This window comes from Mycobacterium simiae, assembly GCF_008370645.1.
GTDB classification, from domain to species: Bacteria; Actinomycetota; Actinomycetes; order Mycobacteriales; family Mycobacteriaceae; genus Mycobacterium; species Mycobacterium simiae_A.
On the sequence record NZ_VTZN01000026.1, the window covers coordinates 1 to 14,535 of the forward strand.

Genomic DNA, 14,535 nt, shown 5'->3' on the forward strand with positions numbered 1-14,535 from the left:
GCCCGCACCACGCTGCTGTCGTTCCGGCTGCAGCCGACGTTGACCGTGCTGCTGGCCGCCGCCGGCGTGTTCGGCTTCGTCGAAACCGCGCGAGTATTGGCCAAACGCAGCCGCGCCGTGCTCCCAGTGGCCGGCGCGATTGGACTGGCCGGGGCGATCGCGTTCAGCCAGGACATTCCCGACGTGCTGCGCCCCGACCTCACCATCGCCTACACCGATACCGACGGCTACGGCCAGCGCGGTGACCGCCGGCCGCCCGGCTCGGAGAAGTACTACTCGGCGATCGACGCCACCATCCGGCGCGTTACCGGTACGCCGCCGGATCTGACCGTCGTGCTGACCGCCGACTACAGCTTCCTGTCGTACTACCCCTATTGGGGTTTTCAGGGATTGACGTCGCACTACGCCAACCCGCTCGCACAGTTCGACAAACGCGCCGCCCAGATCGAGAGCTGGGCCAAGCTCAAGACCGCTGACGAGTTCGTTGCCGCGCTGGACACGCTGCCGTGGCCGCCGCCGACGGTCTTCCTCATGCGCCGCGGTGCGAGCAACACCTACACCCTGCGGCTGGCCGAAGACGTCTACCCCAACCAGCCCAACGTCCGGCGCTACACCGTGGAGTTGAGAGCAGCGCTGTTCGCCGAGCCCCGTTTCGCCGTCGAAACCATCGGGCCATTCGTGTTGGCGATTCGCAAACCGATGACGAGCGGCTGATGGCCACCGAAACCGCACCGGCTGCAATTGGCCAACTACGATCTACCTCCGTGAGCGACGCGGGAGCAAACTACCGGATCGCTCGGTTTGTCGCCGCAGTGGCAGGTCTGCTGGGGACCGTCTTGGCGCTGGCCACCCCGCTGCTGCCGGTCAACCAAACCACCGCTCAACTCAACTGGCCGCAGAACGGCGCCTTCGCTAGCGTCGATGCACCGCTGATCGGCTATGTAGCAACCGAACTCAACATCACCATCCCCTGCCAGGCCGCCGCCGGTCTAGCCGGACCGCCCAACCCCGGCAGGACCGTACTGCTGTCGACCGTGCCCAAGCAGGCCCCCAACGCCGTCGACCGCGGCCTGCTTATCCAGCGCGCCAACGACGACCTGGTGCTGGTGGTACGTAACGTCCCGGTGGTAACCGCCCCGCTGAGCCAGGTGCTCAGTCCGTCCTGCCAGCGCTTGACGTTTACCGCGCACGCCGACAAGATCACCGCGGAGTTTGTCGGGTTGCAGCAGAGACCCAATGCCGAGCATCCCGGCGAAGCACTACGCGGCGAGCGCGGTGGCTATGACTTCCGGCCGCAGATCGTCGGCGTGTTCACTGACCTATCCGGGCCAGCGCCGCCGGGCCTGAGCTTCGCGGCGACCGTGGACACCCGCTACAGCAGCAGCCCGACCCTGCTGAAGATGGTCGCGATGATTCTCGGCCTCCTGGCCACTGCCGTCGCCCTGGTTGCGCTACACATCCTCGACACTGCGGACGGGACCCGTCATCGACGGATTTTGCCGCCGCGTTGGTGGTCGATCGGCGGGCTCGACGCGCTGGTGATCGCCGTGCTGGTGTGGTGGCATTTCGTCGGAGCCAACACCTCCGATGACGGCTACATCCTCACGATGGCCCGAGTGTCGGAGCACGCCGGCTATATGGCCAACTACTACCGCTGGTTCGGCACACCCGAGGCGCCCTTCGGCTGGTACTACGACCTGCTGGCTATGTGGGCACACGTCAGCACCGCCAGCATCTGGATGCGGCTGCCCACCCTGGCCATGGCACTGACCTGCTGGTGGCTGATCAGCCGCGAGGTCCTCCCCCGGCTGGGCCACGCCGTCAAACACAGCCGCGCTGCGGCGTGGACGGCGGCCGGCATGTTCCTGGCTGTCTGGCTGCCGCTGAACAACGGCCTGCGGCCGGAGCCGATCATTGCCCTCGGCATTCTGCTGACCTGGTGTTCGGTGGAGCGCGCGGTGGCCACCAGCCGACTGCTGCCGGTGGCGCTCGCCTGCGTCATCGGTGCGCTGACGCTGTTCTCCGGGCCCACCGGCATCGCCTCCATCGGCGCGCTGCTGGTCGCGATCGGACCGCTACGGACCATCCTGCACCGGCGCTACCAGCAGTTCGGCGCGCTGCCCCTGCTGGCGCCGCTGCTCGCCGCCGCGACCGTCACCGCGATCCTGATCTTTCGCGACCAGACTTTCGCCGCCGAAAGCCAGGCCAGCATGCTCAAACGCGCCGTGGGGCCGAGCTTGAGCTGGTTCGACGAACACATCCGCTACGAGCGGCTGTTCATGGCCAGCCCGGACGGATCGGTGGCCCGGCGTTTCGCCGTCCTGGCGTTGATCGTCGCGCTGGCCCTAGCGGTGGCGATGTCGCTGCGCAAAGGACGGATTCCAGGCACGGCCGCCGGTCCCAGCCGCCGCATCGTCGGCATCACGATCATCTCGTTCCTGGCGATGATGTTCACTCCGACCAAATGGACCCACCACTTCGGGGTATTCGCCGGGCTGGCCGGCTCGCTTGGGGCGCTGGCCGCGGTCGCAGTGACCGGCGCAGCGATGCACTCCCGACGAAACCGCACCGTGTTCGCCGCGGTGGTGTTGTTCTTGACGGCACTTTCGTTCGCCAGCGTCAACGGCTGGTGGTATGTGTCGAATTTCGGTGTGCCATGGTCGAATTCGTTCCCAGAGTGGCACTACGGCTTTGCCACCATGCTGCTCGGGCTGACGGTGCTGGTGCTGGTGCTGGCCGCCTGGTTTCACTTCGTCGACACCGAAAACGGGCCGCCGAAAACCCGGTACGGGGCACGGCTGGCCGGAATTATCCAATCTCCCTTAGCAATAGTGACGTGGCTGCTGGTGCTGTTCGAGGTGGTGTCACTGACTCTGGGGATGACCGCCCAGTACCCGGCGTGGTCGGTGGGCCGGTCCAACCTGCAGGCGCTGGTCGGTTTCACGGCCGGTAAGACCTGCGGGCTGGCCGAAGACGTGCTGGTGGAGCTGAATCCGGACGCCGGCATGCTGCCCCCAGTGAGCGCTCCGGCGGCCGAAGCTCTCGGAGCAGGGCTGTCAGAAGCCTTCACCCCCAACGGGATTCCCGCTGACGTGTCCGCTGACCCGGTCATGGAACGTCCGGGCGATCGCAGCTTCATCAACGACGACGGCATGATCACCGGCACCGAGGCCGGTACCGAAGGTGGCACCACAGCCGCCCCGGGGATCAACGGCTCGCGCGCCCGGCTGCCCTTCAACCTCGATCCGGCCCGCACTCCGGTGCTGGGCAGTTGGCGCGCCGGCATCCAGGTGCCGGCCATGCTGCGGTCGGGCTGGTATCGCCTGCCACCCAAGGAGCAGCGGCGCCAGACGCCGCTGCTGGTGGTCAGCGCGGCGGGCCGGTTCGACCCCCGCGAAGTCCAGGTGCAGTGGGCTACCGATGAGCAAGCATCAGCCGGAAAGCATAGTGGCTCAATGGGATTTGCCGACGTCGGCGCGGTGCCGGCCTGGCGGAATCTGCGAGCTCCGCTGTCGGCGATCCCCGACAGCGCCACGCAAATTCGCCTGGTCGCCGACGACGACGACCTGGCTCCCCAACACTGGATCGCCCTGACACCGCCACGGATTCCGCAGCTGCGCACGCTGCAGGATGTGGTGGGCTCCAACGAGCCGGTGTTCCTGGACTGGCTGGTGGGGCTGGCATTTCCGTGCCAGCGGCCATTCGGCCATCAAAACGGTGTCGATGAAACTCCGAAATGGCGCATCCTGCCGGACCGGTTCGGCGCCGAGGCCAACTCCCCCGTCATGGACAAGAACGGCGGCGGCCCGCTGGGCATCACCGAATTGCTGCTGCGCGCCACGACGGTGGCCAGCTACCTCAAAGACGACTGGTTCCGAGATTGGGGCTCACTGCAGCGATTGACGCCTTACTATCCCGAGGCGGAGCCGGCACGGCTGCAGTTGGGCACGGTGACCCGCAGCGGTCTATGGAATCCGGCGCCGTTACGCAAGGGTTAGCAGTTAGCACTATCGCGTCCGGGTTGGGCGCCCGAACAAGTGTTGCGCACACTCATCCCTGACCAACTAGCTCCACTACGACATCGGCTCAGCGTGATTGAATTAACGCACAAGGGCCGCTGAACGCTTTGAAATCTGGCGGTAGCCACTGCGTCGAGCCGTCGCTCGCAAGCACCGACCGATCCGTCAATACGGCCCCAAAAGCCATGCATTACAAGCGATTTCGATTCGATCTACAGCGCTAGTTCGGCGCGCTAACGGTTCATCAATTCGGCAATCGGGATCGTACAGCATACGGCATGTGCGGGGTGCGCACCACCGAGGACTTGCTACGCGTCCATGTTGCAGCCCGGGATTCATATAATTTCTTATAACTATAGTTTCCTCATGCAACTAAAGCCTGCGGCTTGCGCGCCGCTTACGAAGCGGGCGCCGGTCGCGGGAGAAGACATGGGCCGCTGCTGCCTGCTTCGGCATCTCGAAGTGCGACCACCGCTCAACTTCGCGGCGAGGACCAAGTTCGATCACCGTAAGAAGGCCCTGCGGTTGGCAATCCAGTATGTGGTTGTGCTCGCGTCAACTCACGCGATTGGTCTCCTCGATGCCGCCGCCATCCTGCTTCCCCTGCGCGGTAACGCTTCGGGTATTGCGCTGGCCTATTTCACCTGTAGCAACAAGAAAACTTTGTTCATGCTGCTGCTACTGGGAACGGCCCTCACCACCATCGGTGGAGTAATACTCCTCACTCCGACACTGCGCTGGTTCGTCACCGCGCAAGTGCCTACCGCGAAGCAACGGCGGAGCGCTATGCAACTTACCGGCCGTCAGTCAGCAGTCTTGGGTGCGGTTTGGGGTATCTGTGGAGCAATCTTGGTCCTGACAAACATCGATGATGCCGCGCGACTAGATACGGGTGCGAGCAAAGTTGAGTTTCTGGGCTCAATTGTGCTGTTCGCCACGCTCGGCGGATCTGCTTCGGTGACCACGGGACTCCTTCTCGTCCACCGCTTCGTGCGTCCCATCTTGATCGCCGCCACGCCGGATTCAGAGGTTCGTTCCGTGTCCCCGGGCGTGTTCGGGCGCCTGATCATCGTGTGGTTCCTGTGCAGCGTATTGCCGATCGGCGTGATCGCCGCTCTGGTGGTGATGTACTCGGAAGACTGGATTATCAGTAAAACTGGATCGCTGATAGTGCCGGTGTCGACAATGGCAATCGGCGCAGTCGTCTTGGGGCTGCCGACGATGATGCTGACCGCTCGAACCATTTCAGATCCGGTTAGCGAGGTCGTCGACGCGATGACCGAGGTCGAATACGGGCGAATCGGAAGCGGGGTCGCAATATATGAGCGCGCCCAACTAGGCCGCCTGCAACGCGGATTCAATCGGATGGTCGCCGGGCTTGTTGAACGCGACCTGCTCACCGACCTGTTTGGCCGCCACGTCGGGCGCCACGTCGCCCGTTACGCCATTGACAACGGCATCTCATTGTCCGGCGATGTGGTGGAGGTGGCGGTCCTTTTCATCGACCTGGTGGACTCGACGCGGCTGGCGGCGAGTCTCCCGCCACAAGATTTTGCGCAGGTGCTCAACAGTTTTTTTCGAATCGTCGTCGACGCCGTCGACAAACATCACGGGCTGATCAACAAGTTCGCGGGCGACGCCGCGCTGGCCATCTTTGGGGCACCACTACAAACGACCGAACCGGCATCTGCGGCACTGGCTACCGCGCGCGTGTTGCGCTCTCAATTGCGCCGCCTACCCACCGTCGACTTCGGCATCGGCGTGTCAGCGGGCCCAGCCTTTGCCGGCAACATCGGCGCTGAAAACCGATACGAATACACCGTGATCGGCGACGCCGTGAACGAAGCAGCGCGGCTAGCTGACCTTGCCAAAACTTCGCAGCGACGGACCTATTGTTCGTCTGCCGCGCTCGACCGCGCCGATGCGGACGAACGTTCGCGTTGGACTGAGCAGTATTCCACCGTGCTGCGCGGCCGCAAGGAACCTACCCATATTTCCTCGCCAAAAGACCTCACCACCTGATGAAGGGTAATTAGTGACCACAATACGGCAATGCCCGAAAACGGCTGGGGCTGATGAGCGAAACGCGCTGCGGAGTCTTCCGATGCTCGGCGAGATCGACGACGAACAACTCGACTTACTCTCGAGCGCCGTAGAGCGCCGCCATATCCACGCCAACGAGTGGCTGTTTCATTGGGGCGAACCATCGGACTCCATCTACATCGTCGACTCGGGACGATTTGCCGCCGTTGCTCCCGATGGACATGTGATTGCTGAAATGGCTTCCGGTGATTCGATCGGCGAGCTGGGCGTGATCGCCGACGCCACTCGCTCGGCCGGAGTACGAGCTCTTCGGGACGGCGTCGTCTGGCGGATAGCAGCCGACATGTTCACCAAGGTGCTCGCGACGACTCCGCAACTGCAGTCGACAATGCTGCAAGCGATGGCTAGGACGCTGCGCAAGTCTCGATCTCAGCCGGCATCACGACGTCCTCGGGTCATTGGCGTGCTGTCGACGGGGGACGATACAGCGGCCCCGATCGTTGAGACGATAGCGACTGAACTGGGTTCCCACGGTCGAACCGCGGTGGTCGCGCCGCCACCGGACACCACTGCAGAAGTTGGCAATTACGCTGACCTCGTCCGGGATTTCAGCGAGACCCTTGATCGCGCAGAGCGAAGCAACGCTTGGGTCCTGTTGGTGGCCGATCGAGGCTCGGGTGAACTTTGGCGTCGATACGTTGTCACACAATGCGATCGGCTGGTGGTGCTGGCAAATCAAACACATCCACCAGAAGTGGTCAATTCACTTGCCGCCCACGGGCCAATCCACCTGATCACATGCACGGCAGGACCGGATCCGAGTTGGTGGGATCTGCTGCAGCCCGTCTCGCATCACCCCTTCACCAGCTCGGGCATCGGCGCTCTCGCGCGCAGAATCGCTGGTCGGTCCCTCGGCCTGGTGATGGCCGGTGGTGGGGCTCGCGGGCTGGCACATTTTGGCGTCTACGAGGAGCTCACCAAGGCAGGCGTCGTCGTCGATCGATTTGGCGGTACGAGCGCGGGTGCTATCGCTGCGGCGGCCTTCGCGATGGGGATGGACGCCGAGGATGCGACCGCCGCGGCACGAACCTTCATTGCCCAGAGCAGCCCGCTTAGCGACTACACGATCCCCGCGATAGCTCTGACCCGAGGTGGACGCATCGGTCGTCTACTAGAAGGATTTTTTGGCAGTACCATGATTGAGCATCTGCCAACCGGATTCTTCTCCGTCTCTGCAGATATGGTCACCGGCGATCAAATTGTCCATCGGCGTGGGTCTGTGTCGGTTGCTGTTCGGGCATCGATCTCGATTCCTGGTCTCGTGCCGCCGGTGCAGCATGGCGAGCAGCTTCTGGTCGATGGTGGACTGATGAACAACCTGCCGGCAGACGTAATGTGCGCCGACCCGGACGGCGAGGTGATATGCGTCGATCTTCGTCGAACATTCGCGCCGTCAAAAGGCTTTGGTCTGCTGCCGGCGATCTTTCAGCCTCCCGGAATCGTCCGCCGCCTCGTGACGGGCACCGACGTCGCCCTACCGCCACTGCAAGAGACGTTGCTTCGCGCCTTTGACCTTGCGGCCTCAACAGCGAATTTGCGTGACCTTCCTCGAACTGCTGCCATCATTGAGCCCGACGTCACCACGATTGGTCCCTTGGATTTCAAGAAGATTGATGCCGCCCTGGATGCCGGGCGGATCGCGGCTCGCACTGCACTCGAGGCACAACCCAACCTCGTTGGCTGACCAGCGGTGAATTGACCCTAAGACTCAGGTGGTCCATCATCGGACCACCTGAGCGTGCGGATTGAAGCAAGGGATCGAGACGATTCATGGGGCAACGTTGCGGCCCCGCATCCAAAAGCCACTCAGCCGCGTCGCCTACGATCGAGCCTCGTGCCCCTCGACGGTAATGAGCGATCCCGCCGGATCGCTCGCCTCACAGCCGTCGTCACCGGTATCACCGGACTGCTGCTGTGCGCGTTGGTTCCGCTACTTCCGGTGCAGCAGACGACCGCGACGATCCTATGGCCTCAGGGCAGCACCCCAGGCGGGAATATCACCCAAATCACCGCCCCCCTGGTATCGGGGGCACCGCGGGCCCTGGACATCTCTATCCCGTGCCCAACCATCGCCACCCTGCCCGCCAACGGCGGCTTGGTGCTGTCCACCTTGCCGACCGGCGGGGTAGATCCCGGCAAGCACGGCCTCTTCGTCCGCGCCGACAAAGACACAGTCGTGGTCGCATTCCGAGACACGGTGGCCGCGGTGGCACCCCGCACGGCGATCGCCGAGAGCCGCTGCAGCGTGCTGCACATCTGGGCCGACGCCGGCGGCGCGCACGCGGATTTCGTCGGGATTCCCGGCGCCGCTGGAACGCTGCCTGCCGAGAAGAAGCCGCAGGTCGGCGGAATCTTCACCGATCTCAAGGTCACCGCTGTGCCTGGGCTAGTAGCTCGCATCGACATCGATACCCGATTCATCACCAAACCCACCGCGGTCAAGACGATCGCGATGACTCTGGGTGTGCTGGCCGTGCTGGGCGCCATCCTGGCCCTGACGGTGTTGGATCGCCGCAGTCGCGGCAGCCATACGCTGGTCAATTGGCGCGCCCCCATCGCCTGGCTGTCCCGATACCGCCCGCGGGCGCGCCGGGTGCGCGCGGGCTTGGCGACCTGGCTTGCCGACGCCGCAGTCATCGCCACGCTGCTGCTTTGGCATATCATCGGCGCCACCTCATCCGATGACGGCTACAACCTGACCATCGCCCGGGTCGCCCCCCAGGCCGGCTACGTCGCCAACTACTACCGCTACTTCGGCACGACAGAGGCGCCGTTCGACTGGTACCTCGGGGTGCTGGCCAAGCTGGCGTCGATAAGCACCGCCGGCGTGTGGATGCGGCTGCCGGCCACGCTGGCCGGAATCGGCTGCTGGCTGCTTATCAGTCGCTTTATGTTGCGGCGCCTGGGGCCGGGTAAGGGCGGCCTGGCGTCCAATCGGGTGGCGGTGTTCACCGCGGGCGCGGTGTTCCTGGCCGCGTGGCTGCCGTTCAACAATGGCCTGCGGCCCGAACCGTTGATTGCTCTTGGCGTGCTAGTCACCTGGGTGTTGGTGGAACGCTCCATCGCCCAGCGCCGGCTGGCCCCGGCCGCGGTGGCCATCATCGTCGCGACGCTCACCGCGACACTGGCGCCGCAGGGCTTGATCGCGATCGCCGCATTGTTGACCGGCGCCCGTGCCATCGCCCAAACCATCCAGCGGCGGCGGGCCACCGACGGCCTGTTGGCGCCCCTAGCGGTGCTGGTGGCCTCGCTTTCAGTGATCACCGTGGTGGTGTTCCGGGCTCAGACGCTGGCCACGGTCGCCGAGTCGGCGCGTATCAAGTACAAGGTCGGACCGACGATCGCGTGGTATCAGGACTTCCTGCGCTACTACTTCCTGACCGTCGAGTCCAATGCCGACGGGTCGATGTCGCGGCGATTCGCCGTGCTGGTGCTGTTGCTGTGCCTGTTCGGCATGCTGTTCGTGCTGTTGCGGCGAGGCGCTGTGCCGGGTCTGGCCAGCGGACCGGCCTGGCGGCTGATCGGCTCGGCGGCGATCGGACTGCTGTTGCTGACGTTCACGCCCACCAAGTGGGCAATACAGTTCGGTGCGTTCGCCGGACTGGCCGGCACGCTCGGTGCGGTCACCGCGTTTACCGTCGCCCGCATCGGCTTGCACAGTCGCCGCAACCTGGCGCTGTATGTCACCGCGTTGCTGTTCGTGCTGGCCTGGGCCACCTCGGGCATCAACGGCTGGTTTTACGTCGGCAACTACGGCGTCCCCTGGTTTGACATCCAACCCGTGATCGCGAGCCGCCCGGTCACGTCGATGTTCCTCGCATTATCTGTCCTGACCGGCCTGCTGGCCGCCTGGTACCACTTCCGCCTGGACTACGCCGGGCACACCGAGGTCAAGGACAATCGGCGTAATCGCATCCTGGCCTCCACACCGCTGCTGGCGGTCGCGGTGATCATGGTCTTGGGGGAAGTTGGCTCGCTGGCCAAGGCAGCCGCGTTCCGTTACCCGCTCTACACCACCGCCAAGGCCAACCTGGCCGTACTGAGCTCCGGCCTGTCCAGCTGCGCCATGGCTGATGACGTGCTGGCCGAGGCCGATCCCAATGCCGGTATGCTGCAACCTGTTCCGGGCCAGACGTTCGGCCCGGACGGACCGCTCGGCGGGATCAATCCGGTCGGCTTCAAACCCGAGGGGGTGGGCGAGGACCTGAAGTCCGACCCGGTGATCAGCAAACCCGGCGTGGTCAATTCCGACGCCTCACCCAACAAACCCAATGCCGCCATCACCGACTCCGCCGGAACCGCCGGCGGCAAAGGCCCGGTCGGGATCAACGGGTCGCATGCCGCGCTGCCGTTCGGGCTGGATCCCGCTCGCACCCCGGTGATGGGCAGCTACGACGAGAACACCTTGGCCGCCAGGGCCACCTCGGCCTGGTATCAGCTGCCGCCCCGCACCGCCGACCGGCCGCTGGTCGTGATCTCCGCCGCCGGCGCGATCTGGTCCTACAAGGAGGACGGCGACTTCGTCTACGGGCAGTCCCTGAAACTGCAGTGGGGTGCCACCCGCTCCGACGGCAGCATCGTGCCCCTAGGTCAGGTCTTCCCGATCGACCTCGGCCCGCAGCCCGCGTGGCGCAACCTACGGTTCCCGTTGGGCTGGGCACCGCCGGAGGCCAACGTGGCCCGCATCGTCGCCTACGACCCGAACTTGAGCCCCGAGCAATGGTTCGCGTTCACCCCGCCGCGGGTGCCGGTGCTGGAAACGCTGCAGCAGCTGATCGGCTCGCAGACCCCGGTGTTGATGGACATCGCGACCGCGGCCAACTTCCCCTGCCAGCGGCCGTTCTCCGAGCACCTCGGCGTCGCCGAACTTCCCGAATATCGCATCATGCCCGACCACAAGCAGACGGCGGTGTCGTCGAACCTGTGGCAGTCCAGCTCTGCCGGCGGGCCGTTCCTGTTCACCCAGGCGTTGCTGCGGACCTCGACGATCTCGACGTACTTGCGCGGCGACTGGTATCGCGACTGGGGAGCGGTGGAGCAGTACTTCCGGCTGGTGCCGGCCGATCAGGCGCCGAATGCCGTTGTGCGACAAGGTGTGATCACGGTACCCGGCTGGAGCCGGCAAGGACCGATTCGGGCCCTCCCATGAGCATGACCGAAGCGTGCCGTGACATTCGGGTGACGCGCTGGGTCGCGATCGTCGCTGGCTTGATCGGCTTCGTGTTGTCCGTCGCCACGCCGCTGTTGCCCGTCGTGCAGACCACCGCGATGCTCAGCTGGCCACAGCAAGGCCGTCTTAATAGCGTGACCGCGCCGTTGATTTCGCTGACGCCGGTCGACGTGACGGCTTCGGTGCCTTGCGATGTGGTGCGCGGCATGCCGCCGGCGGGTGGGGTGGTGCTGGGCACCGCACCCAAGCAAGGTAAGGACGCCAACCTGCAGGCGTTGTTCGTTGTGGTCAGCAGCCAGCGTGTCGACGTCACCGACCGCAATGTCGTGATCCTTAGCGTCGCGCGTGACCTGGTGGTCGGCGGCGCAAATGCGCCGGGGTGTTCAAGCATCGAGGTCACCTCGACGCACGCCGGCACGTTCGCCACCTTCGTTGGGCTCAAGGACCCCGCGGGACAGCCGTTGCGGGGCGGCTTTCCCGACCCGAACCTGCGCCCGCAGATCGTCGGGGTGTTCACCGACCTGACCGGTCCAGCGCCGCCCGGATTGCGGCTGTCGGCGACCATCGACACCCGGTTCTCCACCACCCCCACGACCCTGAAGCTGTTGGCGGTCCTCGGCGCTATTGTGGCCACCGTCGTCGCGCTGATCGCGCTGTGGCGCCTCGACCAGCTGGACGGGCGGGGCTCAATTGCCCGCCTCCTGCTCAGGCCGTTCCGGCCTGCATCGTCACCGGGCGGCATGCGTCGGTGGATTCCACAGAATTGGCGCACCTTCACGCTGGTCGACGCCGTGGTGATCTTCGCGTTCCTGCTCTGGCACGTCATCGGAGCCAACTCCTCCGATGACGGCTATATCCTGGGTATGGCCCGCGTCGCCGACCACGCCGGCTACATGTCCAACTACTTTCGCTGGTTCGGCAGCCCGGAAGACCCGTTCGGCTGGTACTACAACTTGCTGGCGCTGATGACCCATGTCAGCGACGCCAGCATCTGGATGCGGCTGCCGGATTTGTTCGCCGGGCTGGTGTGCTGGGTGCTGCTCTCGCGTGAGGTGCTGCCGCGGCTGGGGCCGGCGGTGGCGGCCAGCAAGCCCGCCAATTGGGCCGCTGCCATGGTGCTGCTGACCGCGTGGATGCCGTTTAACAACGGCCTGCGGCCCGAGGGCATCATCGCGCTGGGTTCGCTGGTCACCTACGTGCTGATCGAGCGGTCGATGCGATACAGCCGGCTCACGCCCGCGGCGTTGGCGATTATCGCCGCTGCCTTCACGCTGGGTGTGCAGCCCACCGGTCTGATCGCGGTGGCCGCACTGGTGGCCGGTGGCCGTCCGATCCTGCGGATCCTGGCAAAGCGCCGGCGCCTGGTGGGCACCTTGCCGTTGCTGGCCCCGATGCTGGCCGCCGGCACCATCATCTTGACCGTGGTGTTCGCCGACCAGACGCTATCGACGGTATTGGAAGCCACCCGGGTGCGCGGCAAGATCGGCCCCAGCCAGGCCTGGTACACCGAAAACCTGCGCTACTACTATCTGATCCTGCCCACCGTCGACGGATCACTATCACGCCGGTTCGGCTTCCTGATCACCGCGCTGTGTCTGTTCACCGCGGTGTTTATCATGTTGCGGCGCAAGCGAATTCCCGGTGTAGCGCGGGGGCCGGCGTGGCGACTCATGGGCGTCATCTTCGCCACCATGTTCTTTTTGATGTTCACCCCCACCAAGTGGGTGCACCACTTCGGGTTGTTCGCCGCGGTAGGGGCGGCGATGGCGGCACTGACGACGGTGTTGGTATCCCCATCGGTGCTGCGCTGGTTACGCAACCGGATGGCCTTCCTGGCGGCGGTGCTGTTCATGCTGGCGCTGTGCTGGGCGACGACCAACGGCTGGTGGTATGTCTCCAGCTACGGCGTGCCGTTCAACAGCGCGATGCCCAAGATCGATGGAATCACGGTCAGCACAATCTTTTTCGCCCTCTTCGCGGTTGCCCTGCTGTATGCGGCCTGGTTGCATTTCGCGCCCCGGGGCAGCGGTGAGGGGCGCGTGACGCGCGCTGTGACCAGCGCGCCGGTCCCGCTGGCGGCCGGCTTCATGGCTTTGGTGTTCGTCGCGTCGATGGTCGCCGGCATCGTGCGGCAGTACCCCACCTACTCCAACGGCTGGTCCAACCTGCGGGCGTTTGTCGGTGGCTGTGGGCTGGCCGACGACGTGGTGGTCGAGCCGGATCCCAACGCAGGCTTCATGACCCCGCTGCCCGGCGATTACGGCCCGCTGGGCCCGCTGGGCGGGACCAACCCGACGGGCTTCACCCCCAACGGCGTGCCGGAGCACACCGTCGCGGAGGCGATCGTGATGAAGCCCAACCAGCCCGGCACCGACTACGACTGGGATGCGCCGACCAAGCTCCGGTCCCCCGGCATCAACGGGTCCACCGTCCCATTGCCCTATCAGCTGGACCCGAGTCGCGTTCCGCTGGCCGGCACCTACACCACCGGCGCTCAACAGCAGAGCCGACTCGCGTCGGCGTGGTATCTGCTGCCCAAGCCCGACGCCGGACATCCGCTGGTGGTCGTGACCGCCGCCGGAAAAATCTCTGGGCACAGCGTCTTGCACGGCTACACCCCGGGTCAGACCGTGGTGCTGGAGTACGCCCGGCCCGGGTCGGGCGCGCTGGCCCCCGCTGGCCGGCTGATACCCGATGATCTCTACGGCGAACAGCCCAAGGCGTGGCGGAATCTGCGCTTTGCCCGCAACCAGATACCCGCAGACGCCGTCGCCGTCCGGGTGGTGGCCGAGGACCTGTCGCTGACGCCGGAGGACTGGATCGCGGTGACCCCGCCGCGGGTGCCGGAGCTGCGCTCGTTGCAGGAGTACGTCGGCTCCACCCAACCGGTGCTGCTGGACTGGGCGGTCGGGCTGGCGTTCCCCTGCCAGCAGCCGATGCTGCACGTCAACGGTGTCACCGAGATCCCCAAGTTCCGCATCACCCCGGACTACAACGCCAAGAAGCTGGACACCGACACCTGGGAAGACGGCGTCAACGGCGGCCTGCTCGGCATCACCGACCTGCTGCTGCGGGCCCATGTGATGGCGACCTACCTGTCCCGCGACTGGGCCCGCGACTGGGGGTCGTTACGCAAGTTCGACACCTTGGTAGCTGCTTCCCCCGCTCAACTCGATTTAGGTACCGCGACCCGCAGCGGGTTGTGGTCGCCCGGGAAGATACGCATCGGCCCTTAGTCTTAGT

6 protein-coding genes are annotated in these 14,535 nt (G+C 65.2%); all 6 read left to right on the forward strand.

Annotation, left to right across the window (positions count from 1 at the left end):
- Window positions 1–714: arabinofuranosyltransferase (locus tag F0Q45_RS06695; protein WP_188112818.1), on the forward strand; the 714-nt coding region annotated here is incomplete at its 5' end.
- Complete coding sequence (locus tag F0Q45_RS06700; RefSeq protein ID WP_149653203.1) at window positions 714–3,998, forward strand: arabinosyltransferase domain-containing protein; 3,285 nt, start codon at window positions 714–716, stop codon at window positions 3,996–3,998. The genes F0Q45_RS06695 and F0Q45_RS06700, both read left to right, overlap by 1 nt.
- A gap of 387 nt (window positions 3,999–4,385) precedes the next feature.
- Window positions 4,386–6,041 carry an adenylate/guanylate cyclase domain-containing protein gene (locus tag F0Q45_RS06705; protein WP_262490894.1) on the forward strand — a complete coding sequence of 552 codons (1,656 nt, stop codon included), beginning with the start codon at window positions 4,386–4,388 and terminating at the stop codon, window positions 6,039–6,041.
- A gap of 13 nt (window positions 6,042–6,054) precedes the next feature.
- Window positions 6,055–7,806 (forward strand): cyclic nucleotide-binding and patatin-like phospholipase domain-containing protein, encoded by a 1,752-nt coding sequence (locus tag F0Q45_RS06710; RefSeq protein ID WP_149653204.1) that lies wholly within the window; start codon window positions 6,055–6,057, stop codon window positions 7,804–7,806.
- Window positions 7,807–7,956: 150 nt separating this feature from the next.
- The gene (locus F0Q45_RS06715; protein ID WP_149653205.1) at window positions 7,957–11,271 is read left to right on the forward strand and encodes an arabinosyltransferase domain-containing protein; all 3,315 of its coding nucleotides are present in this window, start codon (window positions 7,957–7,959) and stop codon (window positions 11,269–11,271) included.
- Window positions 11,268–14,528 (forward strand): arabinosyltransferase EmbB, encoded by a 3,261-nt coding sequence (gene embB / locus F0Q45_RS06720; protein WP_149653206.1) that lies wholly within the window; start codon window positions 11,268–11,270, stop codon window positions 14,526–14,528. The genes F0Q45_RS06715 and embB overlap by 4 nt, the downstream gene beginning before the upstream one ends.
- Window positions 14,529–14,535: the final 7 nt, after the last annotated feature.

What these genes read in the sequence shown, in the direction of transcription:
- F0Q45_RS06700 (WP_149653203.1), top strand. Translation starts at nt 714, where the DNA reads ATGGCCACCGAAACCGCACCGGCTGCAATTGGCCAACTACGATCTACC.
- F0Q45_RS06705 (WP_262490894.1), top strand. Translation starts at nt 4,386, where the DNA reads ATGCAACTAAAGCCTGCGGCTTGCGCGCCGCTTACGAAGCGGGCGCCG.
- embB (WP_149653206.1), top strand. Translation starts at nt 11,268, where the DNA reads ATGAGCATGACCGAAGCGTGCCGTGACATTCGGGTGACGCGCTGGGTC.